The 24,519-nt window shown below is 61.6% G+C and carries 31 protein-coding genes, 1 tRNA gene and 1 pseudogene; 20 read left to right on the top strand and 13 right to left on the bottom strand.

From position 1 onward, the window contains the following. Nucleotides 1–2: 2 nt before the first annotated feature. The 12 genes and pseudogenes from AB0O76_RS40775 to AB0O76_RS40720 all read right to left on the bottom strand — a co-directional run bounded on the left by AB0O76_RS40775 (nt 3) and on the right by AB0O76_RS40720 (nt 6,046). On the bottom strand, nt 3–188 hold the full coding sequence (locus tag AB0O76_RS40775; RefSeq protein ID WP_365502222.1) for a hypothetical protein: 186 nt from the start codon (nt 186–188) through the stop codon (nt 3–5). Next, nucleotides 185–751 (bottom strand): hypothetical protein, encoded by a 567-nt coding sequence (locus AB0O76_RS40770; protein WP_365502220.1) that lies wholly within the window; start codon nt 749–751, stop codon nt 185–187. The genes AB0O76_RS40775 and AB0O76_RS40770 overlap by 4 nt, the downstream gene beginning before the upstream one ends. Continuing rightward, a complete protein-coding gene (locus AB0O76_RS40765; RefSeq protein WP_365502218.1) occupies nt 748–1,533 on the bottom strand; it encodes a hypothetical protein in 786 nt (261 codons plus the stop codon). The genes AB0O76_RS40770 and AB0O76_RS40765 overlap by 4 nt, the downstream gene beginning before the upstream one ends. Beyond that, nucleotides 1,530–1,952, bottom strand: a complete 423-nt coding sequence (locus tag AB0O76_RS40760; protein WP_365502270.1) for an HNH endonuclease — start codon at nt 1,950–1,952, stop codon at nt 1,530–1,532. The genes AB0O76_RS40765 and AB0O76_RS40760 overlap by 4 nt, the downstream gene beginning before the upstream one ends. Before the next feature lie 152 nt (nt 1,953–2,104). Then, complete coding sequence (locus AB0O76_RS40755; RefSeq protein ID WP_365502216.1) at nt 2,105–2,320, bottom strand: DUF3310 domain-containing protein; 216 nt, start codon at nt 2,318–2,320, stop codon at nt 2,105–2,107. A 38-nt stretch (nt 2,321–2,358) separates the two neighbouring features. After that, complete coding sequence (locus AB0O76_RS40750) at nt 2,359–3,054, bottom strand: topoisomerase (protein ID WP_365502274.1); 696 nt, start codon at nt 3,052–3,054, stop codon at nt 2,359–2,361. Nucleotides 3,055–3,079: 25 nt separating this feature from the next. Beyond that, nucleotides 3,080–3,262: pseudogene (locus AB0O76_RS40745) on the bottom strand (CHC2 zinc finger domain-containing protein); the annotation flags it as partial. Nucleotide 3,263: 1 nt separating this feature from the next. Next, complete coding sequence (locus AB0O76_RS40740; RefSeq protein ID WP_365502214.1) at nt 3,264–3,512, bottom strand: hypothetical protein; 249 nt, start codon at nt 3,510–3,512, stop codon at nt 3,264–3,266. Further along, complete coding sequence (locus AB0O76_RS40735) at nt 3,509–3,940, bottom strand: endonuclease VII domain-containing protein (RefSeq protein WP_365502212.1); 432 nt, start codon at nt 3,938–3,940, stop codon at nt 3,509–3,511. The genes AB0O76_RS40740 and AB0O76_RS40735 overlap by 4 nt, the downstream gene beginning before the upstream one ends. A gap of 66 nt (nt 3,941–4,006) precedes the next feature. After that, nucleotides 4,007–4,831, bottom strand: a complete 825-nt coding sequence (locus AB0O76_RS40730) for an AAA family ATPase (protein WP_365502210.1) — start codon at nt 4,829–4,831, stop codon at nt 4,007–4,009. 16 nt (nt 4,832–4,847) lie between these two features. After that, nucleotides 4,848–5,615, bottom strand: a complete 768-nt coding sequence (locus AB0O76_RS40725; RefSeq protein ID WP_365502208.1) for a PD-(D/E)XK nuclease family protein — start codon at nt 5,613–5,615, stop codon at nt 4,848–4,850. Between the two features lie 32 nt (nt 5,616–5,647). Then, nucleotides 5,648–6,046, bottom strand: a complete 399-nt coding sequence (locus AB0O76_RS40720; protein WP_365502206.1) for a hypothetical protein — start codon at nt 6,044–6,046, stop codon at nt 5,648–5,650. Nucleotides 6,047–6,425: 379 nt separating this feature from the next. Between AB0O76_RS40720 and AB0O76_RS40715 the strand changes: the two genes are divergently transcribed. Continuing rightward, nucleotides 6,426–7,229 carry a hypothetical protein gene (locus AB0O76_RS40715; protein WP_365502204.1) on the top strand — a complete coding sequence of 268 codons (804 nt, stop codon included), beginning with the start codon at nt 6,426–6,428 and terminating at the stop codon, nt 7,227–7,229. A gap of 13 nt (nt 7,230–7,242) precedes the next feature. Continuing rightward, a complete protein-coding gene (locus AB0O76_RS40710; RefSeq protein WP_365502202.1) occupies nt 7,243–7,647 on the top strand; it encodes a thioesterase family protein in 405 nt (134 codons plus the stop codon). 64 nt (nt 7,648–7,711) lie between these two features. Here AB0O76_RS40710 and AB0O76_RS40705 read toward each other — a convergent pair whose 3' ends face one another. Then, a complete protein-coding gene (locus AB0O76_RS40705) occupies nt 7,712–8,047 on the bottom strand; it encodes a hypothetical protein (protein WP_365502200.1) in 336 nt (111 codons plus the stop codon). Between the two features lie 604 nt (nt 8,048–8,651). Here AB0O76_RS40705 and AB0O76_RS40700 point away from each other — a divergent pair. From AB0O76_RS40700 to AB0O76_RS40615, 18 genes are all read left to right on the top strand, one after another. Next, nucleotides 8,652–8,724, top strand: a tRNA-Asp gene (locus AB0O76_RS40700). Nucleotides 8,725–8,788: 64 nt separating this feature from the next. Then, on the top strand, nt 8,789–9,073 hold the full coding sequence (locus tag AB0O76_RS40695; RefSeq protein ID WP_365502198.1) for an HNH endonuclease: 285 nt from the start codon (nt 8,789–8,791) through the stop codon (nt 9,071–9,073). Between the two features lie 32 nt (nt 9,074–9,105). Continuing rightward, the gene (locus AB0O76_RS40690) at nt 9,106–9,288 is read left to right on the top strand and encodes a hypothetical protein (RefSeq protein WP_365502196.1); all 183 of its coding nucleotides are present in this window, start codon (nt 9,106–9,108) and stop codon (nt 9,286–9,288) included. Between the two features lie 2 nt (nt 9,289–9,290). Continuing rightward, entirely contained in the window at nt 9,291–9,725 is a 435-nt protein-coding gene (locus AB0O76_RS40685; RefSeq protein ID WP_365502194.1) for a hypothetical protein, read from the top strand. A 35-nt stretch (nt 9,726–9,760) separates the two neighbouring features. After that, nucleotides 9,761–11,329 (top strand): hypothetical protein, encoded by a 1,569-nt coding sequence (locus tag AB0O76_RS40680; protein WP_365502193.1) that lies wholly within the window; start codon nt 9,761–9,763, stop codon nt 11,327–11,329. Nucleotides 11,330–11,355: 26 nt separating this feature from the next. Further along, nucleotides 11,356–12,864: a phage portal protein gene (locus tag AB0O76_RS40675; RefSeq protein ID WP_365502191.1), complete on the top strand. Its 1,509-nt coding sequence runs from the start codon at nt 11,356–11,358 to the stop codon at nt 12,862–12,864. Nucleotides 12,865–12,958: 94 nt separating this feature from the next. Next, nucleotides 12,959–13,525, top strand: a complete 567-nt coding sequence (locus AB0O76_RS40670; protein WP_365502189.1) for a hypothetical protein — start codon at nt 12,959–12,961, stop codon at nt 13,523–13,525. Nucleotides 13,526–13,572: 47 nt separating this feature from the next. Then, nucleotides 13,573–14,688 (top strand): hypothetical protein, encoded by a 1,116-nt coding sequence (locus AB0O76_RS40665; RefSeq protein ID WP_365502187.1) that lies wholly within the window; start codon nt 13,573–13,575, stop codon nt 14,686–14,688. A gap of 38 nt (nt 14,689–14,726) precedes the next feature. Then, nucleotides 14,727–15,101: a hypothetical protein gene (locus tag AB0O76_RS40660; protein WP_365502185.1), complete on the top strand. Its 375-nt coding sequence runs from the start codon at nt 14,727–14,729 to the stop codon at nt 15,099–15,101. Continuing rightward, nucleotides 15,098–15,427 (top strand): hypothetical protein, encoded by a 330-nt coding sequence (locus AB0O76_RS40655; protein WP_365502183.1) that lies wholly within the window; start codon nt 15,098–15,100, stop codon nt 15,425–15,427. The genes AB0O76_RS40660 and AB0O76_RS40655 overlap by 4 nt, the downstream gene beginning before the upstream one ends. Next, nucleotides 15,427–15,753 carry a hypothetical protein gene (locus tag AB0O76_RS40650; RefSeq protein WP_365502181.1) on the top strand — a complete coding sequence of 109 codons (327 nt, stop codon included), beginning with the start codon at nt 15,427–15,429 and terminating at the stop codon, nt 15,751–15,753. Before AB0O76_RS40655 ends, AB0O76_RS40650 begins: the two co-directional genes overlap by 1 nt. Continuing rightward, nucleotides 15,750–16,133, top strand: a complete 384-nt coding sequence (locus AB0O76_RS40645) for a hypothetical protein (RefSeq protein WP_365502179.1) — start codon at nt 15,750–15,752, stop codon at nt 16,131–16,133. Before AB0O76_RS40650 ends, AB0O76_RS40645 begins: the two co-directional genes overlap by 4 nt. A gap of 100 nt (nt 16,134–16,233) precedes the next feature. Beyond that, complete coding sequence (locus AB0O76_RS40640; protein WP_365502177.1) at nt 16,234–16,473, top strand: hypothetical protein; 240 nt, start codon at nt 16,234–16,236, stop codon at nt 16,471–16,473. Between the two features lie 275 nt (nt 16,474–16,748). Further along, nucleotides 16,749–17,423, top strand: coding sequence for a hypothetical protein (locus tag AB0O76_RS40635; protein ID WP_365502175.1), 675 nt, complete (start codon nt 16,749–16,751; stop codon nt 17,421–17,423). A gap of 14 nt (nt 17,424–17,437) precedes the next feature. Further along, nucleotides 17,438–17,692: a fibronectin type III domain-containing protein gene (locus AB0O76_RS40630; RefSeq protein WP_365502268.1), complete on the top strand. Its 255-nt coding sequence runs from the start codon at nt 17,438–17,440 to the stop codon at nt 17,690–17,692. A gap of 76 nt (nt 17,693–17,768) precedes the next feature. Then, nucleotides 17,769–18,062 carry a hypothetical protein gene (locus AB0O76_RS40625; protein ID WP_365502174.1) on the top strand — a complete coding sequence of 98 codons (294 nt, stop codon included), beginning with the start codon at nt 17,769–17,771 and terminating at the stop codon, nt 18,060–18,062. A 77-nt stretch (nt 18,063–18,139) separates the two neighbouring features. Then, nucleotides 18,140–18,472, top strand: coding sequence for a hypothetical protein (locus AB0O76_RS40620; RefSeq protein WP_365502172.1), 333 nt, complete (start codon nt 18,140–18,142; stop codon nt 18,470–18,472). A gap of 8 nt (nt 18,473–18,480) precedes the next feature. Beyond that, complete coding sequence (locus AB0O76_RS40615) at nt 18,481–24,489, top strand: transglycosylase SLT domain-containing protein (protein WP_365502170.1); 6,009 nt, start codon at nt 18,481–18,483, stop codon at nt 24,487–24,489. Nucleotides 24,490–24,519: the final 30 nt, after the last annotated feature.

Raw genomic sequence — 24,519 nt, 5'->3', positions numbered from 1 at the left:
TCCTATCGGTGGTTGAGTGCGGCGGTCAGCATTTCGACGAGCCTCGGGAGGTCCTGACGCGGAACGTTGAACTCCGCGGACTCGTCCTTGTCGTGCAGCCCCAGGTAGATGGGTGAGATCGAACCCGAGTCGTAGATGACCTCGATGGCGATGTCTTCGCGGTCGTACTTGTGGTGGGTCTCGATCACGAGATCTGGGCCTCTCGTCGCAGGTTGCGGTTCATCTCGTAGGACAGGGCGACGACGGCTCGGGAAAGGGCGAGCTGGTCTGCGTGGCTGTCCATGGGGAGGCCGTAGACGAAGCGCTTCAGCAGCAGCGTCCGGTACCGGTCATTGACCTTCTTCAGTCCGGCCTCGGCGTCCTGGCGGGCCACGAACAGGTTGTCGGTGACCTTGCAGGACGTGAGGTCGTCCTTCTTCCCGATCAGTTCACCGAACTCTTCGTCGGTGTAGAGGAAGGTCCGCATCGCCGTCTTGGCGTCGTCGGGGGTGTAGTAGTACTCCCCGTCCATGAGGTCGCGATAGTTGCGCTCCTTGGCCGCGTACCGCTGACCGGCCTTCCAAAAGATCTTGCGAAGGAAGTCCTCGTCGGCGTAGTGCCGCTCAATGACGTGACGCTCGTTCAGGGCGTGCATCATGATTTCCTGCTTCACATCGTTGGCCTCTACGATCTGCCAGCGCTCGGCAATGGCGTAGGAGATCCGGCCTGCCACGTTGGCGAGGTAGCCCCAGTCGATGTCGGTCTCGTTCACGCTGCCACCCCCGGCGAGTATCGGTAGCCAGCGAACTCGAACTCGCGGGCCTGATTCATGTAGATCACCTCGGGCTTGAAGTGGCCGTTCTTGCTGAAGTGGAGGACTCCGAACGCCTTCTGCCAGTCGCCGGGCGTCCCCTTGAGGTATCCGGCCTGGGACTCGTCCATGACGTGTCCGACCTCGACCCCCCAGATGGTCTGCGGAGTGCCGATGCCGAGGGTGTGAGGGATGGCCGCGGCTCGGTGGGTGTGGCCCATCACCACGGACTTGGTGAACCGCTTCGCGGCGTTCAGGGCGGTCATCCCGGCGACCTGGGCGAGCCGGATGCGTCCGAGGTGGCCGTGGGTGGTGACGACGTTGGGAAAGACCTCGTAGAAGTCCGGGAGCCGCTGTACGTCGTGGTCCTCAAAGTGGCACAGGTTCTCGAAGTGGAAGTGCTTGGACTGTCCGAGAGCCGGGGCGTACTTCTCAAGGTACTGACGGGGGCGAAGGTCGTGGTTGCCTTCGTGGATGCCGAAGAAGCCGTCGTGAACCTCTCGCACCGGAGCGATGAACTCGTTGGTGAAGTCCTCGGCTTCCTGCTCGACGTTGCCCGCGTATTCCTCTCGGGTGTCCTTTGTCCAGCGGGCCGGCCCTTCGAAGTCGAGGGCGTCTCCGATGTGGATGACTCCGGTTGGCTGCACGTCGGCTATGAAGTCCACGATCGCCTTCATGGCCACTGAATCGTGCTTCGGGTTCTGCGAGTCCGGGCAGACGACTACAACCTGATCCTTGTTCACACAACCACCATCGCCTTCAAATCTTGATTCTCGATCTCTAGTGCCCGAATGCGCTTGAGAAGGGAGTTGCGTGCAAGCATCTCCGCCGCATTATCAGCTTGCGTCACGTCTTGCAGATGGCCAGGATTGATACACTTCCTATTCGCGCACTTGTGATGAACAGCATGGCCGGGCGGGATTTCCCGAACAATGCCTGCATAGATGAACCTGTGAGCCAGATGACATTTCCCTCCGAAATTAATCCTCCCGTATCCGTTCCGCCCCACCCAGCCTGAGTGCTCAAGGCAAGACCCGTTCGGAACGGCCTTCGACAGGACATGCACGGCTTTCTCGCGAGGGTCTTTGAATATCTTCCGTACGTTATTCGGCAACTTCCCAGCCTTGGCGTGCCCGTAATGCGTTGAGCAATAGATCCGCATCCTGCGAACATTTGAGCAGCCCGGCAATCTACAGAGGTCTCCAGCCGCCTCTCTAGCCGCCAGCATCTTCTTCACTCCGCAGCCACTGCACAGGCCACCACGAGTATTCCGCCTAGAACGCTTCCCGCAATCCGACTCAGGGCAAATGTTCACTATTCACCCCGCGCAACTTCGATGTACTTCTTCGCGTACCAGATGAGTTTCTTGACGTCCTGGATTCCGCCGTCTTCGTGCTTGTGCTGACAGCGGAGCAGATACTTGGTCATGTTTCCGAGGAGGTATCCGAGGAATGCTTCCTCGCTCAGGGAGTCCTCGATGATGTCGATGACCTCGTACTGGCCGTTGGTGTAGTGACTGGGGCTATTCACCTCGCCACTCTCACACTCCAACTTTGTGATCTGACTGTTCACTCGATTCCGCACTTCTCACGGAGGGCCTTGGGCCCGTTGTCGTTCACGAACTTGTTCACGTCGCACTTCGCGCCGAAGTGGATGGGTACGACGTTGGGCAGCCGTTCGGCCAGCTTCTCTACGAACTGCTCGCCAGGCCCGTCGCCATCGGTGAAGGCGAAGACTGCCTCGAATCCCAGGAAGGCCGGGTCGAAGTGATCCCTCCACGCGCTGACTCCGGGGACGCCCACGGTGGGGATGCCGGCCAGCTCGGCGGAGGCCGCGTCGAACTCGCCCTCGCTGAGACCGACGTACGGGGAGGCCGTGATGAGTGCCTGCGTGTTGTAGAGCATCGGCCGGGAGCCGGGAAGACTCTGGTACTTGCCGTGGCCCTCGTGCCACTCGTCCTCGCGCCAGGTGCCGTCAGGGTTCTTGATGCAGCCCTCGTTGATGCAGCGGAACCGCAGGGTGGCCACGGCATGGTCTCCCGCTGCGGGCCGCAGGAATGGGATGGCCAGGCGCCCGAGGTGCTTCTCATGCCCCGTAGCGGGGGAAGCGACGTACCCCAGCCCTAGGCGGGTCGCCATGCTGCCCAAACCGCGGTGCTTGATGTACTCCTCGGCCGGGCTTCCCCTGAAGTCCAGGCTGTACCCCTGGGCTGTCTCCACCAGAGAACTTGCCTGCGGCGAACTCTTGAGCAGCGCGGTAGCCACAGTTTTCCTTCCTCATGATCAGGTCCCACGAGTCCTCATGGATGTCGCAGGCGAAGCACGTCCAACGGTTCTTGAATGAACTAACTGACGCGCTCGGGTTGGATTCGACATGTTCGGGGCAGTGGATCTTCTGCCAGCCGTCCCGAGGTTTTAGCTCGACCTCGGGGAAGTAGTGCCGGAAGACCTCGGTGATGTCCAGCTTCCCCATCTCACACTCCAACCTTGAGGGCTGCCTCAAGGCGGAGGTTCTTCAGGTTGTCTTCCTCGACCTTGACCAGCTTGGCGAGCTGGGCCACGGGCATGGACTCCCGGTGGGTGCCGCGACGGTTCTTGTACGTCACAACTGCGGTCTCGTGCAGTCCGAGGTCAGCTTCAGCCTCCAGGAGCCGGAGGAGATTGGTCAGGCCCGTCTTACGAGTAAGGGTGACGTAGAGCTGGCCGCCGTCATAGCTGATCACTTCTTGCCGTCCTCTCGGTGGTAACGCTTGCCTAGGATTCGGATTGCTGGGGGATCTTCGAGGTAGTCAGCCGCATTGCGGAGGATGGTCGGGTTGTCCCGCGCACCCTTCGCCAACAGGTAGTTGTTGCAGCGGCGACAAAGCAGGCCCCGGCATAGCCCAGTCTTGTGGTCGTGATCGACGCTGAGTCTCCGCTGCCGACCCTGGCGGCAGATGGCGCACTTTCCTTCCTGCTGCTGGAACAGTTCGCCGTATTCGCCCGGCCCAAGTCCGTAGGTCGATTGGACTCGCGTCTCGTGCGAACTCGCACTCCTGGTCTTCTTTCGACAGGAGGCACACACCCTGCCACGCGTGGATGTGTAGAACTTCTCTGCTCGGTTCCGAAGGCACTTGGTGCACTTCCGGAAGCCTTTCCGTGGAGGGCTCATCTCCCCTGCCCTTCTTCACCTAGTGTCTCACACTCCAACCTGATGACCAAATTAAGAGGAAGTGACTCAGAACACTTCTTCCTCCACGTCTGTGATGTGGAGATTCGAGGTGTTCACTTCGTACGAGGAGAACGTCTCGCCGCTCGGGTCAGTGAAACCTTCACGGTTCTTCACTGGAGATATATGCAGCGTCCTGCCATCCATCCCGTCCACCTCTGCGTGAATGGTGAGGACGAGACTCGGGACTCGCCCGATCTTCCCCTTCACTCCGGAGAGCGGGATTGGCTTGTTCCCGGATGAGAACTCTCCGACGACGTGATGCATCGCCATGACGTGGGCATGGGTTTCACGCGCCATCTCGTTGAAGTAGTCGCAGAGACCTTCGAGGCCGAAGGTGTATTCCTCTGCGGTGCCGGCCCCGCCTCCATCCACGTTGGTGATGTTGTCGATCACCACGAGGTGGGGGTAGATCCCGAAGACCTCCCGATAGCACTCAAGGTGCGTCTCGATCTCCTTCGGGTTGGGTCGGGCCGAGTAGTTGAAGCGGAGCCACCAGCGCTTCATGAGGGCATCGGAGTACCCCTCGAAGTCGTCGCCCTCGGAGACGAGCTTCCGCTTGATGCCCTTGGCGGAGTCGCCAGTGATCATCGCCGTGGCCCGACTGAGCTGCGTCGCGGCGGTGCTGTCGGCAGAGAAGTACAGGGTGGGAACGTTGGACGACACAGCCAGCCACAGGGCCGTCAGGGACTTGCCTGTGCCGCCCCCTGCGCAGACGACGGAGAAGTCTCCGCGCCGGAACTCCACGTCGAGCTTGCGGAGGCCCTTGAAGGGGCTGGGGATGGGCTCACCGGCCGCGCCCCGCATCCGTACGGACTGGTTGAGACTGAACAACTCTCACACTCCAACTTCATGATCGAAAAAAAGAGCAGGCGTAGGCCACGTCGCAGAACCGGCAGAGGAAGCCGGGGCTCGCCGGGAAGTCGCCGCTCTTGACGCCCTGGTCCATGTCCACGATCCGCTGAGTGATCTCGTCCTGGTCGGCGTCGGCCAGCTTCACCGGCCGGGAGAGTCTGTGCTCCTTGGCGAGGTACCAATCCCCATTGGGGGCTTCCTGGTCCGGGTAGAGCTGGTTCAAGGCCATCTCGTAGACCCAGAGTTGGAACTTGGACTTCGTGGAGCCGGTCTTAAGGTCCCGCACCCGGTTGGTCATGTCCTTGTTCTTGACCACCTGGTCGATGTAGCCGCGCACCTTCACGCCGCCGAAGTCGGCCATGAAGTACAGCTCGACGGCGGGCTTGTCGTCCACGTACCAGAGCACAGGGGCCTTGTCCTGGACATACTCCACGTAGCGTCGGGTCTGCTCGGAGCCCTTCTGATACCGCTCCTCGATATCGTCGGCACCGTCGCCGCGGTTGGCTCGCATCCACAGATCCGGGTCGTTGAGTACTCCAAGGTCGCGGTTGATGCCCTTGGCGTACTCGTCCTGGAAAACGGCTACGGCCTCATCCGCGGCCATCTCCCTGCCGCCCAGCTCGTACTTCTCGGCGGCCGTGTGGAAGCTCGTCCCGTGGGTGCTCCAGGCGGCCGGCCGGGGCACCACCCGCTTCACGCGCTTGAGCCACGCCTTGTAGGCACAGTCCTCGAACTCCGTCACCTGGGAGACGGAGCGAGGCATCGAAGCCCAACGTTCGTAGTTTTCGCCGTCGCTCACTGGGAGACGCCCCCCGAGTAGACCTCCACCTGAACGAACTCGGAGGAGCCTTCCATCTGCGGGTGAGGTTCCCCGACCCGGTCATGGAAGACGACCATTCCTTCAGTCAACTTGTACCCCATTTCTTTCTCCAAGTCCTTGATGCATTCGACTTCTTCTTCCGACATGGTGTCCCCAATCACTATGTGGGTGTAGACACCACTGCCCTTACTTGGAATGACAGCGATCGACATGGCCCCGGTGACAATGCGCCTGACGCACTTCGATCCAGGAACAGCTACCTTCAGAATCTCACTTGCAAGCTCGCTAACCACCAGATCCTTGAAGGCTTCAAACAACACGTTCCCAGCTCTCTCGGCCGCAGTTCCCGTACCTTGAATGACCTTACACGACATTAAACTCAAAGTCTCACACTCCAACTGCGACGCTTGCCACAATGCATCGAACGTGACCCGCTAGTGAGCTGCAAAGGCGATCGCCTCCGCCGCGACCACTCCCCCGTCCCCCTGTGCACCCCCCGCGCGGCATGTCCATGCCCGACGCGGACATCCGGAACGATTCCCCCCGCTCGATTGAGGCAGGTATAGCAGGATTCGAGCGGCAGTTTCCTACCGGTAAGTAATGCCGGGTCTTTCGACCCTACTCCTCGGGACTAAAGTCCCTGAACTCTTCGTGTCGAACTAGTGTCTGGTTAATGGGAGGGGACATACGGTTCCCATACGGAGCAAACGGAAGGTGCCAGGGTTGAGCGAGGATCGGGTCCATCGTGCTGGCGTGTCTGATCTCGTGGTGGCGTCAAACCTGACGCGATACCTCAAGGCATGGCGCGCTGCCCGCGGCCAAGAGCTAGGGCTGAATGGCCCTTTGCCACAGGCCAAAGTCCAGCAAGCCAGCGGCAAGAGCGACCGGTGGTATCGAATGTTCGAGGCCGGCATGCCGGTCAAATACGAGACGGCGACGCTCCTTGCCATCGCGGAGAGCCTCGGCCTCGGCGACTCGGAGCGCATGACGCTCTTTCTCCTGACGATGGGAGTCCCCGCGCCGCTGAATGTCACGCTCAACGACGACGATGTCCGCCTCCGACCTATGTCATGGATTCTCGAACAGCAGGGACGTCGCCCCGCTTACATATCAGACGAGAACTGGGGCATCGTCGCTTTCAACAAAGCCATGTCTGATTGGTGCCCTTGGGTCCACGACCCGAACGCCAACCTAATGCGGTATGTCTTGCTCTACCCCGAGGCCCGCGGTGTTTACGAAGGGTGGGAGAACCACGTCCGCGTGTTTCTCGCAATGATCCGCCTGGAGATCGCCAAGCGTGGATACGAGACCCCTATTGCTCATCTCCTCATCGAGGCGCTGGAAGACTCTGTGGTCAAAGCTCTCTGGGACGAGGAACCTTCCGTTGTGGCCAACCGCGATGGTCACCACTACCGCCTACGGCTGCCCTATTTCCGCAATGAGCCGATTGACTGCATGTCCCAGGTCTTCATTCCCAGCGCACACCCCAACTTGCGCCTCGTCCTCATGACCTGGCCCGACGACATGGACGGCTTCAACACTCCGCCCATCGCCTGAAGGAACCCACACAATGCCCCGCTACACCAACATGTGCGCCCTGCGCTGGTCGGACATGGATGCCAACGGCCACATGAATAACGCCGTCTACGCGACATACCTGGAAGAAACGCGGTTCCGCATGTTCTCCCAGATCGTCCCGGATGACCCCGCCGAACGCCTCTCCTCCAACTTTGTTGTCTCCGAGCAAACGATCAAGTTTGCGCGCCCGCTCGTATACCGAGAAGAACCGGTCACAGTAGAGGCTTGGATTACGGACATGAAGGGTGCCTCGTTTACGATCTGTTGTGAGATCAAGGATGGCGAGGAAATTTACGTCTCGGCTCGTACGCTAATGGTCGGATACGACTCGGCTGCTAAACGACCTCGCCGCCTCTCGGAATATGAACGGAGCATCATCACCTCGTTCACTGGTTAAGGGCACAAAAATTCCCCCTGCGCTTCATAGCGTGGGGGGAATTTTTGCATTTCGTGACATCTTCTCAGTCATCAAGAGTGACGGCACGAAGATGTTCTTCACTGTCCGGAAGCGGAACGTCAGCCGGCCACCGGAGGACAAAGTTCTTGTCCTCCTTAGTGCGAGGCTCATAGGAGAAACCCTTCTCACGGTCGTAGTCGAGCACCAACTTCTTTTGCCTGAGTCGAGCCTCAAAGCGTGAAGCGTCGGTCCGATTGGATGCCGTGATCGTCTCATCGCCCAAACGAGTGCGCATGTAAGCACGCAGCAGCTTGCACGGATAGGTGTTGTGGTGACTCGTCTCCCCGGCCTGGGCGACACCCTTGGTGGTCTTCACATCCCAGGGGATCAGCTCGTTCACGAGCTTGACCGTAGTGGTCCGACGGTACTCGCCCAGGACGAGAGCCTTGTTTACGGCTTGCCCTGAAGTTCCATATCTCCTCCCGATCTCAGCATCTGACAGCCCCCGCTGCGATAGGCGGACCAGAGTGCTGAGGTCGGGCAAAATCCGATCCATCGGACGATCACCTCTCGTGAGTACTGGAGTTCTTAATCACAACTCTAACAGCGCCAGACGCCTGAGCGGCGCGCATAGTTGTGTCGCACCCCAACCTTGAGGGGCATGTCACACTCCAACCCTATCACAGCGTGTCACTCGTCACACTTTGGAGTGTGACCGAGAGATGCGAGGTCAGCACTCACCGACGCATAGAGTGAAGAGCTAAAGAGTAAAGAACTGCTTAGATCTACTTCTTCCCTCTAAGAGTAGAGAGTGAGAGCTACTTCCATGGCCTTTCAGGTGGCCATGGAGATTGATCCCTTCTTGTAGATCTCCTGTTGATTCATTCCAGTTGAGATCCATGAAGGTGACAGGCCCCGGAGCCAGATCAGAATCCTCCGGGGCCTTCATTCGACCGGTCTGGGCTGATCCCCCTGTCCGGTGAAGGCCGGATCGCTACCGGCCGGAATCGCGGTGTGGGCGCGCACTCCTCCCCGTCCGGGAGGCAGATCAGGGTTCGAGTCCCTGTCGATTCACCAAGTCACGGAAGGAGCCACGATGCCCCGAGCTAAGAGCATATGCATGACTGTCGGCTGCACTTCCGTGACTGTCTTCAACGGCCGCTGCGAGACGCACAAGATCGTACGCAAGGGCTGGGACCGCAAGTCGGCCCGGAACCTTTCTCGCCCCGGCGACTGGTCCTCTCGACGGGCCAAGGTGCTCGCCCGCGACCGGTTCACCTGCCAGCGCTGCGGCACCAGGGAAAACCTCCAGGTCGATCACATCGTGCCAGTGAGCCGAGGCGGCTCCTGGGAGCTGGACAACCTCTGGGTGCTGTGCGGCAAGTGCCACGCCCTCAAGACCTACCACGAAGACCGTCGCTCCTGATGAGCGGCGGTTAGTTCATTCATGGAGTGATGATGCACGACCCCAACCCGTGGGACGCCTGGGCTGACGAGTACGACCAGGCGCAGGCCCTCAAGCGCCACCTCCGTCCGTCTAAGGCCGCGGCGAAGCGCCAGTGGCACCAGGACGCCGTGAAAGAGCTTGAGGAGCTGGGTGAACTCTACGGGGTGGACTCCAGCGTTGTGCGGGGGTGGTGAGCGTGGCGACTCGACGCGGGCCTGCCCCGAATCCGAACTCGGTACGACGGAACACCACACACGCCCTGGGCGAGCAGAAGCTCTCCGGTACGGCAGGGGCCGGCCGGGAACTGCCGAAGGCCCTGGGGATCTCCACGGGGGCCGCGAAGAGGTTCTGGAAGACGTGGGCGAAGGCGCCGCAGACCGAGGGCTGGTTGGAGACCGACTGGGCCGAGCTGGAGCTGACGACGAAGCTCGTGGACCTCTTTTACCAGGGTGACACGAAGTTGGCCGGTGAGATCCGTCAGCGGGTTGGCCGGTGGGGTGCGACCACGGAGGACAGGGCCAGACTCCGGATGAGCTTCGACAAGCAGGTTGAGGCCGAGGCCAAGAAGCCTGAGACGGCTTCGGAAACGGATATGGACGCGGAGCTTTACAAGCTCCTGAGTGAGGGTTGAGAGCAGTTCTCCCCTGAACCTAGGGGGTGTTGCCAATGCAGACTGGCAACCTCCCGAAGGGCGTTCCGGCACCGAGCGAGACCCTTGGTTACCAGATCATCCGGTGGGCTCAGAAGTACGTCGTCACCCCCGATGGTGACCGCGCTGGAGAGCCCTGGCAGTTCACTCAGGAGCAGCTTCGCTTCGTTCTCTGGTTCTACGCCATCAACCCCGATGGGACTTGGAAGTACGCAGCCGGCACGCTGCGGCGGGCCAAGGGGTGGGGCAAGACGCCTCTGCTCGCTGCTCTGGCCGTTACGGAGTTCCTTGGACCTGCACGGTTCAGCCACTTCGATGCTTTCGGCCTTCCAGTCGGGAAGCGCGTCCCGCTGCCTGTTGTGCAGATCGGCGCTACGGCGCTCGACCAGACCGAACAGACCATGGAGTTCATCCGCGGCCTCCTCTCCGAGTCTCCTGCCGAGAAGGAGTTCGGGCTTGAGATCACGAAGTCCACGGTTCAGTTCAAGTCTGGAAAGCCGGGGAGCATCAAGCCGAAGGCGACTGCTGGTCGAACGGCGGAGGGTAATCGACCGACCTTCGTTCTGATGGATGAGGTCCACCACTGGGTGGGCAGCAACGGAGGCCCGGACTTCTACCAGACGCTGAAGCGAAACATCGAGAAGACGACGAAGGCCGGTTCTCGGTGGGTGACCACCACCAACGCTTACAACCCAAATGAAGACTCGGTGGCTCAGCAGATCCACGAGTCCGACATGGTGACTCAAGGCTTCTGGCTCTACGACTGTCTTGAGGGCTCGATTGAGCTTGAGAGTATCCGGGACGAAGAGAAGGTCGCCGCGGCTCTGCGCGAGGCGTACGGGGACGCTCACTGGGCGGACATCGAGGGCCTGACGAAGACGATCCTCTACGACCGCACCACCCCCGATTCGACGTACTGCCGCTTCTTCTTCAACCAGATCGCTGAGAGCAGCGACGGTTGGATGTCGAAGGCCGAGTGGGATGCCTGCGAGGCCGATCCTGCGGACGACCCGATTAAGCCCGGCGAGCAGATAGCCGTCGGCTTCGATGGAAGTGTCCGCGGAGACGGCACAGCTTTGGTGGGTATCCGCCTTCGGGACGCGAAGCTGTTCACTCTCGGGCAGTGGCTCAGGCCGGAACACGCGCGGGACGACTGGGAAGTTGATGTGCTTTCGGTCGAGGCCACGGTGAAGCGGGCCTTCGAGACGTACTGCGTGGAGTGGATGTACGCGGACCCGCCGTGGTGGCAAGAGAACATCGGCCGCTGGGCGGTCGAGTGGGGCGACGATTACGTATTCGAGTTCTGGACCAACAAGCCGACGCGCATGGTTCAAGCAGTCGAACGGTTCCGCACGGCGGTACTCGTCGGAGACATCTCCCACTGTGGTGAGACAGAGCTAACTCGGCATGTCCTCAATGCCGTTGTGAAGGAAGTACCTCAAGGCGATCTGATCGTAAAAGACTCGCCTCGATCCAAACGAAAGATTGACCTCGCGGTCGCTGGTGTACTCGCGCTTGAAGCCCGAGCCGATGCCATCGCTGACGGTCGTCTTCAAATCAAGCGAAGGCGCGTAGTCGGGTTCTGAGCAAGGCCCCGCAGAAAGGGGCCTAGATGGTTGCTGCTCTGGACAAACCAGTAGGCGAAGAAGGCGTGATGTCGCCGCCGTCCACTCCACAGATGTGGATGGACTACCTGTCCTCGAAGCTCGCCTCTCGATCCGGGAACTACAAGCGCTACGGCGAGTATTACGACGGCAAGCATCAGAAGATGCTTTTCGCTCAGACCAAGTATCGGACCGAATTCGCTCACATCTTTGAGCGGTGGAACGATAACTTTTGCGGTCTGATCATCGACTCGGTGAACGAGCGGATGTTCATCGACGGCTTCCGACTCTCGGAGGAGCCGACCGAGGACAAGATTGCTCGCGAGATCTGGCAGCGGAACCGGCTCGACTCGGAGTCCAACTCGGCACACCTGGACGCGATGATCCAGGGCGCGTCCTACGCAGTGGTGTGGGGCGACGAGGAGGGCAAGGCGGTCATCTCCATCGAGTCCGCCGAGCACGTTGCCATCCAGTACAAGCCCGGCTCCCGCCACGAGATCGAGGCGGCGGGCAAGTTCTACGTGGACGACTGGGGCCGCCAGTTCTGCACCCTGTGGTGGAAGGACAAGGTCTACACGGGCGACTGGAAGATCGGCGGGTATTCGATCGACCGGACAGAGCCGAACCCCCTGGGCCGGCCTCCGGTAGTTCCGATCCAAAACCGTTCCCGGCTCGTGGGCGAGCCGATGTCGGATCTCGCTACGGTCATCCCCCTCCAGGACGCGATCAACAAGACGGTCGCTGACTCCCTGGTGGCGTCGGAGTACGCCGCCTGGCCCCAGCGCTACGTGACGGGCCTGGAGATCCAGGAGGACGAGAACGGCAACCCCATCGAGCCGTTCAAGGTCGCGGTGGACAAGCTCCTCCAGGCCGAGGACCCGGCCGCCTCCTTCGGCCAGTTCGCCGCCGCTGACCTCAGCAACTACGTGGACCTCGTGGACATGCTGACCATGCACATGGCCTCGGTCGCGAGGGTCCCATTCCATTACATGCTCAAGGGCGGCCAGCCTCCGTCCGGCGACGCGATCACCTCTGCGGAAGCCGGTCTGGTCTCGAAGACCAGGGAGCGGATGCTCCACTTCGGTGAGGCGTGGGAGCAGGTCATCAGGTTGGCTATCGCCGTCGAGAACGGCGGCCAGCTCCAGGAGGAGTACGAGGCCGCGGAGGTCATCTGGCGTGACCCGGAGAACCGCACCGAGGCACAGCACATCGACGCCTTGCTGAAGCTTCAGCAGCTCAACGTGCCGAAGCAGCAGCTCTGGCAGGACGCGGGCTACACGCCCTCACAGATCGCTCGCTTTGACCAGCTCCTTGAGGAAGAGGCCAAGACCGAAATGGAACGGGCCGACAAGTACCAGACGCAGGCACAGCAGCAGGAGCTTGCGCTTGCCAAGCAGGGTGCCGACTCGAAGCTGGCCGTAGACCAGGCCGACATCAAGGCCAAGTCCGCGAAGGACGCTCGCAAGCCGCCTCAAGGCAACTCGGGCAACGCGAACCGGCAGCGGTTCGAGAAGTAGCACAACCCTTACCGACGCTCCCGAAACGGGGGCTCTCTTTTTTGCCTTGAAGTTGGGGTGTGAGACTTCGGGCGATCCGAAACGGATGGTTCACATGGACGAGATCAAGAACGACCAGACCGCTGCCGATCAGGGCCCGGCCCCGGAGGGTCAGGCACCCGACGTGGCTGCACTTCAGGCTGAGATCGACAAGTGGAAGGCGATGAGCCGCAAGAACGAGGAGCGCTTCAAGAGCGCTTCCCAGGAGCTTGACGGCTTCCGCCAGTCCCAGATGACTGACACCGAGAAGGCAATCGAGGCCGCTCGGGTGGAGGCGCGAAACGCGACCCTCTCCGAGGTTGGAAACAAGCTCGTGAATGCCGAGCTGCGTGCCGCTTCCTCTGCGGCCGGAGTGCCCCTTCCTGGCGCCGAGTTCCTGAACTTGGGCTCGTTCCTGGACGAGTCAGGGAACCCCGACTCTGCCCGCATCGAGACGTTCGTCTCGTCTCTTCCTAAGCCGGGTTCTGCCCCTTCCTACTCGCAGAACATCGGCCTCGGTCGTCAGGGGAGCCCGGCCGCCGGCCAGCTCACCCGCGAGGACCTTTCCCGCATGTCTCCTAGGGAGATCAACGAGGCCCGTCAGGCGGGCAAGTGTGATGCCCTTATGCGAGGCGAAATCTAAAAACTGGGCCCTTCGGGGCCTTTTTTTATGCCCAAATGAGGTAACACATGGCTACTCCTTCGTTCAACCCCGGCTTCACCAACCAGGCCGGTAACAACACCGGTGCCGGCTCCCTCCAGGCCACGCCGGGTCAGTTCATTCCCGAGCTGTGGACTGCACAGCTTCTCCAGGACCTTGAGGACAGTCTGATCCTCGGTTCTGCGGAGATCACCAACCGGAACTATGAGGGTGAGTTCCGGCGCGAGGGCGACCGCATCCGCATCCCCCACTTCGTGGACACCGTTGAGGACCGCGGCCTGGTCAAGGCGTACGGGGACATCGGCGAGAAGGACCACGCAGCCCTTGAGTACATCCCCATGACGGTCGGCAAGGGTTCGAGCTTCCACCTTGAGGTGGATGCCCTTCACCAGCTCCAGACCAAGGGCGGCATCGACCTCATGTCCGAGCTGGTTCGCCAGCGTGGCCGCCAGGCCGCCGTCACCATCGACAAGGTTCTCGCTCAGACCCTTCTCGCTGCTGCGGCCGGTAAGGACGCCAACGGCGTCGAGACGATCCCCGCGGACTTCAAGTCGCTGGCCGATCTGCACGGCAAGATCGACACCATCGCCTATGACAAGATCGGCGCCCGCGAGACCGAGTACATCGGGGCGTATGACTACGTCGTCGCGATGCTTGAGAACCTTGACCTGAAGAACGCTCCCGAGGGCCGCTTCCTGTTCATCTCCCCGCGCCTGCGGTCCCTGCTCCTGCGCGACCCGAAGTTCATCGACGCCTCCCACTTCGGTGGCGGCGCGGTCATGCCGTCCGGCGTCATCGGCTCCATCCTGGGCATCCCGGTCCGCGTCTCCAACACCCTGGGCACCGCGGCTCCTGCAAAGGATGGCCTTGTGAAGGGCCGTCGCCACGACGCCTTCAAGACCGTGGACATGTTCATGGGCTCGACCGCGGCTACCTCCCTGGTGATCCCGTTCGCGCAGATGGAGGCGTACAAGCCCGAGAAGTCCTTCACGGACGCCATCAAGTCCCGCGTCATCTACGACGCCAAGGTCATCCGGCCTGAGCAGCTTCTCATCGCGACCGGTGTCGAGCAGGCCGTCAAGGACCACAACGTCAAGGCGGACGAGGCCAACCGGAAGGTCATCGCGACCAGCCCCACCAAGTAGCTATCTCTCTTTTTTGCCCCAAGGTTGGAGTGTGAGACATGTTCGTCACTGTTGATGACGTTGAGGTCCGCCTCGGGCGCAAGATCGAGGACGTTGAGCGACCGAGGGTGGAGGCGTTCATCGAGGACGCCTCCGCCTTGGTTCTGGACTACTGCGGGAGCGGCTTTCGGGAGTCGGCAGGCACGAAGGCCGTGGTCTGTGCCGAGGTCATTCGATGGCTTGCAGTGCAGCCCGGAATCGTCTCCGAGAAGGTTGGAGACATCCAGGTGGAGTTCGGCACCTCGGCTACGACGCAGTCCCTTTCTCCTGCCGCTCGGGCATCTCTGAAGCGTTACCGGAAGAAGCTCTCCTCGATCCCCCTGGCGATTGATCAGCCTAAATGGGATGCGGTGATTGTCGAGGGGGGAAGATGAAGAACCTCTTCCTTGACTCCGTGCTGATCCTGCGGACCGGGTTCGTGGACACGGCCTACGGCAGGAAGCGGGACTGGTCGGCCGCCGATGTGGTCTACAAGGGTCGGGCGAACGTCCAGCCTGATCGATCCTTCGAGGTCCGGTCTCCGGAGCGTGAGACCGCGCAGGAGCGCGTGATGATCTACCTCCCGTTTGGGACCGAGGTCGATTCCGCGGACCGCGTTCAGTTCGCCAAGCACCTCTACGAGGTTGATGGCGTCCCGATGAACTGGGGCTACGGCTCTATCCGCCATGTCCGAGTTCGAGCTTGGCGGGTGGAGCACTAATGGTGAAGGCACGAGTCGTACTGAACGAAGCGGCCCTGCACAAGGCGATGTCCACGCACGTGACAGCCAAGCTGCTCTCCCAGAAGGCATCCGAGATCGCGGCCACAGCCCGAAACGATGCCCCGAAGAACTCGAAGGGCTCGTGGAACATGTACGCCCGCTCCCTGTCGGTTGCGGCCTTCGAGGTGGATGGGGTTGTCCACGCTGCGGTGTTGGCGGACCGCCACCCGCTCCTGATCGAGTTCGGCTGGCGAGACAAGGGCGGTAGGCGCCACGCCGGCCGCCACGTCCTCAAGAACGCCCTGCTGAAGGCGAGGCAGTCATGAGGATTGATCCGGTAGCAGTCGCCCATCACTTCCTGAAGGGCAAGAAGGAACTGGCCGACGCCGTGACCGGTGACCTGGCTGGCCGGGAGCCGACGCAGACCACGATCTACCTGGAGCACGCGGGTGGGTTCCGTGTGATCCGGGGCTGCATGGACCGAGCGGACGTGACCTACCAGGTGTACGCGGAGGACCGCCAGGAGGCGGCCGAGCTGGCGTACGCGGTGCGCGAGTACCTGCTTGAGGACATGCCGGGACGGGTTGTCGGTGACGCCCTGGTCCTCGATGTGGCCGAGGGGATCTCTCCTCGGTACTTCCCCGATTCAACCTCCCGTGAGCACACGTATCTCGGTGAGGTCACCATCTTCATTACGGAGGCTTAGCCTTCCTTCTTTTTCGTCGCGAAGTTGGAGTGTGAGTCTCTAACTCGCTCTCGCCCCCTGCCATGGGGGCTTTTTTCATGCCCAGATTCAGGAGGCCCTTATGGCTGATCAGACCGGTAACTCCGGCAACGCGAAGAAGATTCGCTTCGCCCCGCAGGGCGAGATCTACGTTGCGGAAGCGAGTTCTGTCACAGAGCTGCCCCGTGACTGTGAGCCGATTGGTGTCACCGACGTGTTCCGCGCTCTCGGTTATGTAGACGAGGGCGGCGTGACTATCACGCCGTCCATCGAGACCGACCCGGTGAATGTTTGGCAGAGCGCAGTTCCGGTCAACGCATAAGCACGGGCCGCCCTAGTCAGTGATGGCTAGGTGAACAACTTCGCTGTATCGGTGAACCCCACCTGTTGCATGGGGAATACCGAGGGAACCCACGCTTGGGACTCCGTAGAGACTGCACGCGAAGCCACTCCTGTAGGGTAAGCACTTAGGCGTTTAGGTGTGCTTGCACTGGAGCGGAAGATACAGTCCGAGCTTGCGGGATGGAAAACCGTAAGAGTCAGGCAGAAATGACCTGGCCCCGCCTACAGGCGGAGTAACAACACTGCCTCTACAACGTGAAGTCGGCCTCGTTCCAGCTCAAGGCCACTCTCATGGAAACCAATCAGCTCACGACCGAGCTGTTCTTCGGCGCCAAGTGGGTGCAGGCGCGGGAGGCTGACGGTTCGGTCATCGAGGGCGTGTGGCGCCTCGACCTCAAGTCCACGCCGGACCTGAGCGAGCTGGCCATCGTCGTGGACTGGTCGCAGACCGTTGACGGTCAGCCGGTCCGGTACCGCTGCGTCATCGGCCGCGCAATGATTTCGGACCGTGGTGCCATCCAGCTCCAGCGGGCGGAAAGCGGTCGCTTCGAGCTGACGATTGACGCACTCGACCACTCCGGCTCGCTGGGGTATGTCCTTACCGACGACAAGGTGATGGACGACCCGATCACCGTGCCGGCCGAGGTCACTCTCGCCCCGAACACCGTTGCTCAGGACGGCCACTTCGACGTGGTTGGCAAGGGCTTCCCGAAGGGCGAGACCGCGACGGTCACCGTTTCCCCGAGCGGCGAGAAGTTCACCTCCACTACGAAGCCGGTGGGCGAGGACGGCACCTTCACTATCCCGGTCACCGTCGCTACCGACGCTCCGGTTAGCTCGGAGTACGCGGTCTCGGTGAAGGCCGGTGCCGCAGAGAAGGTCGTCGCCGTTGACAAGCTCACGGTTGAGGCCAAGCAGGGTTCTTTCTAGAGGCCCCGGCCGGTCTGAAGGCCACGCCAGCTGAGACTTCGGTTTCGCTGGGGTGGTCTGCCGTGACCGGGGCTACCGAATACGAGATTTCGTACGGCCAGGAGAAGACGACCCGGAAGCAGCCCTCCGCCGTTGTCCAGGGCCTCACCGCGGAGACCAACTACACCTTCAGGGTTGTGGCGAAGGCCGATGGTTACGAGGACTCCCCTTCGGCTGAGGTGACTACCCGGACTCTTTCGGCAGAGCCCGAAACGCACTCCCCCAACTGAATTGATCCCCGTGGCGGGGAGGGAGAAATCCCCGCCTCTCTCATCTACCCCGCCCTTTCCCACTTTGGAGTTCAACATGGCTGCTACCGCTGCGAAGAAGACCGCTTCCGCCAAGAAGGCGGAGGCCGAGGACACCCCGACCACGTTCGAGTTCAAGGGGGTCGAGTTCACGATTCCGGCTCCGATGGACCTCTCCGACGAGGTACTTGACGTGATCGAGGAGGGCGGCGGAGAGCGCGCCATCACCCGAGCCATCCTGGGCGAGGAGCAGTGGACCAAGTACAAGGGCCTGAAGTGCCGTATCCGCGACTTCAACGAGTTCCTTGAGCTGGTCACTGACGCTGCCGGGTTCGGTGAGCCGGGAAACTAATCCGAACCGTCCGCGTCATTGAGGAGTACAGCGACGAGCTTGAAGCTGATCTGCTTCAGCACTTCGACGTTGACCTCTTGGACCTGTGGCGCGGGCGGCTCTCGCTCCGCCGAGTACACGTTCTCCTCCAGGCCCTCTACAAGAAGATGGGCGAGTCCACTCTGCTCTCCGCGGTGGACGAGACTGCAACCTGGTCGGAGACAAATCACATTCTGGCTCGTATCTCTGACGGCCTTGAGCTGTCGAACTACCTGTTCATCAAGGCCAATTCCTCTGATGAGGATGACGACTTTGAACCTCCGAAGCCACTTCCCCGACCGGGCCAGGTCGCTGAGGAGCCCGCGCCTTCTGTCGCTCTTGCCTCTGGTGCTGAAGTGGCTGACTTCTTCACCAATTTCGGCAAGTTCTAGGAGGCCGTATGGCTACACGAGGGAGGGCACCGGTCAAGGTTGGCTCCGGGTATATCGACATTAACCCGGAGCTTTCAAAGGCTGGATTGACCAAGTTCAAGAACGAACTGACTCGCAGCTTGAGTCAGATTGCGGCAGCCAGCTCGAAGGCAGCCAAGCAGGCCGGCAAGCAGACGGAGAAGTCGGCCACCGACACCTCCAACAAGCTCCGCCAGATCGAGAGGAGCCTCACCCGCTTCCACGGGGAGGAGGCCGGGCAGCGATTCCGTACCTTCCGCAATCTGGCCAAGCAGCGGGAGCAGCTTGAGCAGAACACCTCCAAGGCCACCCGCAAGGCGATCTCGGAGGTGGTCAAGTCCGACCGCCAGGCGGCCACGGAGCGGGCTCGCATCGCCCGCGAAGAGGAGCGGGCCAACCGCTCTCGTGCTCAGGAAATGCTTCGCTCCTACCGCAACGACGTGAAGGCGTACGGCGCCGCACAGCGGGACAAGGCCAGGGCACACCGAGAGTCGAAGGCCGAGGAGCGGCGTGAGGTAGCGGCCCTCAAGCGAGAGGAGACTGCTGCCCTCCGCGAGGTCCGCCAGGTGCAGCGTCAGGTCGCGGCCGAGGCCCGGACCGAGAACAAGCGCATCCGTGACGAGGAGCGTGCCCAGGAGCGGGAACGTCGGGAGGCGAAGGCCGCAGAGAAGCGTGAGACGGCGGCGATACGCCGCGTCGAGGCTGCGGAACTGCGGGAGGTTCGGCAGGTCCAGCGCCAGGTATCCGCGGAGCGGCAGAAGGACCTCGCTGCGGAGCGTCTTGCACAGCAGCAGCTTCGTGAGGCTGAGCGCCTGGCTGCGTCCGAGCGTCGGCAGCAGGCCGCCCTCGACCGCGCCAATGCCGCCCTGCGGGTCGAGGGATGGCGTAGTGAGATACGCGCCCTCCAGGAGCAGCGTTCCGCCTACGCAGACACGGTCCGTGCCAACCGTTCTGCGATCTCTCGGTTCGACCGTGAACACACGTCGATCATGAAGACTGCCTCGGGGTACTGGCACTCGTTTGCCCAGACCTCCGAGACCTTCGGCCAGAACCTTGAGCAGGTTGGGCGCTCGATCACTCAAAACCTCGTGCTGCCGTTGATGGCAGCGGCCGGGTACGCAACAAAGATCGGCGCCACGTCTGCCGACATGCAGTTCTACTCGTCGGAGGGTTTGAACCGCGCTGGCTTCAACCAGAAGGAAGTCTCCAAGGGTATCCAGTCCATTCAGGACTTTGCCGTCAACACACCTTTCTCCCTGGAGGACATGACCGACAAGTTCTCGCAGGTTGCTCGCAACTTCGAGAGCTACGGCAACTCGACTTCCAAGTCCCTTCAGAAGTCTGAGCTTCTGATCAAGGGCATTGCGGACTATGCCGCGTCCTTCGGTGTCACGAATCCGGAGAAGGTCAAGGGCGGCATGTTGGCCGCCGACATGATGATGGACCAGGGCAAGCTGTCTACCCGGTACCTCCGTCAGTTCGTTCGCGGAACCGGCATTCCCATGAACGAGATCGGAAAGATTGCCGGTTACAAGGGCGGACCTGACTTCCTCAAGGAAGTGCAGGACCCCAAGGGCGGGGTGAACTCGCGCGAGTTTTTCGACAAGTTCATCAAGGCGTACCAGAGTGCTCCTGGCGTGAAGGGCTCAGCGGAAACACTCGGCACTGGCTCCATCGGTGGACACTTCACCGCTGTCAAGGAACAAGCCCAATTGAACCTGGGCAAGTTGTTCGGTCAATTCAACGAGGACACAGGAAAGTTCGAGTGGACTGAGCTTGGCCAGAACACTCACAAGCTCGCTGACCGTCTTGGAGAGCTGGTCGAAGACCCGGACTTCCAGAAGCTTTCCGGGAGTCTGTCTGGGAACCTGGTCCGGGCTATCAACCTGCTGATCACCGGCTTCGAGGAAACTCAAGGGTTCCTCGACGATCACCCATGGCTGAAGGATCTCGTTGCGAAGGTGGTCAAGCTCGCTGCGGTCGTCGGGCCGGCAGCCATCGCGCTCGGGCTTCTGACGAAGACCTTCGGCAAGGTAGGCAAGGCGTTCTCCCCGCTCATCAAGCTGGGTGCCGGCCTCTCCAAGGGCATTCGAGGCGGCTTCCGCACGGCGAACCAGTTCCTCTCCGGTGTGGGTGCCGGTCAGGGCAACTTCCGTGAGGCGTACCGGCAGCGCCGGGCCGACCTCCACGGCGGCGATGACCGGAGCGTTTTCCAGCGGGGCCGAGACCGGATGACAGGCCGGGACTCTCGCTCGACCCGCCTCACGGTGCAGACCGATGAGGCCGAGCGTGCGCTGAAGGAAGTGGATCGCAAGATCCAGGAGATTCAGAATCGCATCCACAACCTGAACCGTGAGCGGCTGACCCAGCTCGCCTCCGAACTAGGCGGCGAGGGCGGCACGTCCGTCCGTGGCCGTGCAAGCAGCGTGGACCGTGAGATCGACCAGGCCCGCCTTTCGGTGCGGGAGTTGAACCAGGGCAAGGTCAGTGAGCTTGGTCAGCGTCTCGTCGCTCTCAAGGAGAAGGCGGAGTCCGCGGAGCGGCACGTCAAGCAGGTCCGCCAGGCAATGAACAACCTCAACGACGGCAAGCTCGGCATGGTCCGTCAGCAGGTCCAGTACCTCAAGGACAAGTCAGACACGGCCAAGCGTGGTGTCCGGTCCGTCTCCTCGGAGGTGAAGGACCTCAACGGCCGTTCCCTGGGGTCGATCAAGAGCAAGTTCTCTGGCTCTCTGACGCCCGCAATCAGCGGGTCGCACAACCAGGCAAAGGACCTCAACAGCAAGATCAAGGACGTCAACGGTCGCGGCCTCGGCTCGATCACCGGCAAGGTCCGCACCCTGAAGGATGCTCTCGACAAGGCCGGAGACAAGGCCGGCACTCTTGAGGGCAAACTGATCGCGGTCAACGGTCTTACTGGCTTTGGCGGGGCCGGGAACGGGAAGCATCGCAAGCCTGGCCCGAGCAAGCACGCCCTTGGCGGGATCGTTCCCGGCTATGCGCCCGGCGTTGATAACTACCATGCGCTTCTCTCTCCGGGGGAGGCCATTCTTCGCCCCGAGGTTGCGAACGCGCTGGGTTCGGACACTATCAACTCGTGGAACTCTGCTGCGGCCCGAGGCCATATCTCTCGCCATGCGAAGGGGAAGGCGGGCAAGGGCTCCTCGAAGTCTGGTAAGTGGCCTCTTTCCGTTCTGGAAGAGCTGTACGACATCGTGAACGTCGGCCCCGGGATTGGGGCGTTCACTAGTGGTATCAGTATGGCTTCGGCGGGCCGCGGGATTGGTGGTGCGACCGGAAGCGCCGTACGGCAGTGGGGTGCCCAGGCTGGTGGTGATGGTGCTGGCCGACTGGTGAACAACCGGTTCGGCAAGATGAAGGAATTCGTTCTTGAGCGGGTGCCGTCGTTCCTGACGAAGGCTCCTACCGGTATCGGAAATCTCATCGGTATCGTCGCAGGCGCCTTGGCTCCGACCGCAGGTCAACTCTTCTGGGATGACGTGTGGAAGGGCGACGGAAATATCCTTCAGCGTGGCGGCCGGTTCATGGCCGACATGGTTAAGTCGCTACCGTCGATCTTGAAGGATCTCGTCACTAATATCTGGGATGCCGGTACGGAAATCCTTGGTGCTCTGAAGGATGCGATCTCCGACCCGAAGGGCTTCTTCGAGGGAGCGATCAGCTCCGTGAAGGACATGTTCCAGGGGATGGTTGATCAGGTCCGCGAAATGGTCCGCCTCATGCAGGAGATCTGGTCGAATCCTTCTGAGTACGCCAAGGAAGTTTTCGACAACTTCATTGGTCGAGTGCGCGAGCTGATGCCGAACACCGAGGGCCTATTCGCCTTTGCTGACGGCGGAATTGTTCCCGGATACTCCCCTGGAAACGATAGCGTACCTGCGGTCCTTTCACCCGGTGAAGCCGTGCTCCGTCCGGAGGCTGCTCGCCATCTCGGGTACGCGATGGTGAATCAGCTCAACTCCAAGGCGAAGTCCGGCACCCTTTCTGCGGGCTCAAAGTTGGAGTGTGAGACTCCGGTCCCTGACGCGAAGGCGTACGAGGAGGCGGTAGCGAAGGTCCGAGCCGCCCTCGATTCGCTGACGAAGGCTGTACGGGCTCATCGCACGTCGGCCTCAGCCGACTGGGACCAGGTGACCGCCAAGGTTCGCACCTCGGTGGACAGCGGGATCAGGCCCGCCCAGCAGCGCTGGGTTCAGCACCTTCAGGGCCCGCTCACGCAGGCCGAGCGGAACTTTCAGAACACCAACCGGTCCACCTGGGCCAACGTGGCGTCGCAGGTCTCTTCGTCGGTGTCGAACGTCAGCAGCTCGTTCACGCGGCTTCGCTCGAACCTCGACCAGACGAAACGGTTCTTCGAGACCAGCTCCAGCCGCATCCGTGAGGTGTGGCGGTCGGCCATGTCCTACGTGGACAGCTCCACGAGGAGCACGGTCGCCGGGCCGTACAACCGTGGCGCGGTCTCGATGATGTCCGCGATGGCCAAGCTGGCCGGCACGAAGGCCCCGCTCGACGCGGTGCACTTCGCTGCTGGTGGCATCGTGCCCGGCTATCAGCCGGGCGTAGACACCGTTCCCGCGATGCTCTCGAAGGGCGAGGGAATCCTTCGTCCCGAGGTCGTTCGCGCCCTTGGTGCGGAAACGATCCTGCGCTGGAACGAGCAGGCCCGTAAGGGCGGCCACGTCTACGCCAACGGCGGGGTCGTCGGTCAGCAGTCCTGGTCTGGGGCTTCTGGCTCGGACTGGGTGAAGAAGCACAAGGACGACGACTACGACGGCTACACCAGCGCTTTCAAGGCGGGCTGGAAGTCGGTCGTCAAGCCGATGCTCGACACCGTTTCGCGGCGCTTCGGGGTCGCGGGTGGGCTCAACTCCGCGGGCTTCGAGAAGGCGCAGCCCTGGCTCCAGAAGTGGACTTCGTGGGTTGACAAGCACACCTCCGGTGGAGGCGGTGCGGTCGTCAAGAAGGCCATTGAGGAGTTCCAGAAGGAAGCCCCGATGGTGGGCGGCTCGAAGTACAACCTGGGTAACGGCGAAGCCTGGTGTGCGGACTTTGTCTCGTACGTCGTGGATAAGGCCGGTGCCAATCAGGCGTACGGAAATTCCCCGAAGGGTGCTCCGCAGAATCGCTGGCCGGCAGTGGCCACCTGGAACGCCGCAATGCGGCATGTTCCCGTTTCGCAGTCGCAGCCCGGCGACCTGATGACGTACCGGGGCAACGGTCACATCAACATCAAGACCGGTGCTGACGAAACCATTGGCGGCAACGAGTCCAACTCGCTTCGCCGTCAGCGCGGTTACTGGAAGTCGGCTACCGCGGCACTCCGTCCTACGGGCGGTGCGACCACGGCTGTCGGTCCGGTTCTGAATCCCTGGCCGGGATCGGTCCCGAAGTTCTCGGGGACGCTCGGTGGGGGTGTTGACGGGGAGATCGGCAAGGCCATCGCGAAGGCGATGGGCCTGACTGGTGTCTCGGGTTCGAAGTGGGCCGAGGGTATTGCGACGATCATTCGTCGTGAGTCTGGTGGAAATGCTCGGGCGGTCAACAACTGGGACTCGAACGCCAAGGCCGGCAACGCTTCTCGCGGGTTGATGCAGGTAATTCCCCCCACATTCAAGGCGTACCACCAGGCCGGTACCTCGTGGGACATCTTCGATCCTGTGGCGAATATTGCTGCGGCGATCAACTACATCAAGGCCCGTTACGGCGACATCAGTCGCGTGCAGCAGGCCGACCCGTCGAAGCCTCCGAAGGGCTACTGGACCGGAACGAACTATGCGTCTCCCGGCCTTGCTCTCGTGGGCGAGAAGGGTCCGGAGTTGATCAATTTCCGTGGCGGTGAGCGGGTCTACAACAACGGGGAAACCCGTGACCTTCTCGGGTCTCGCTACGAGATCCACATCCATGAGGCCAAGAGTGAGGACACGACTCAGGCCGTGATTCGCGGCCTCAAGTACGTGGAGACCATGTACGGCATGTAACAGGTGGCATGAAGGGCCCCGGCTTCGGTC

The sequence above is a fragment of the Streptomyces sp. NPDC086554 genome, from assembly GCF_040686095.1.
Lineage (GTDB): Bacteria > Actinomycetota > Actinomycetes > Streptomycetales > Streptomycetaceae > Streptomyces.
This window is presented reverse-complemented; position numbering and strand designations above follow the sequence as displayed.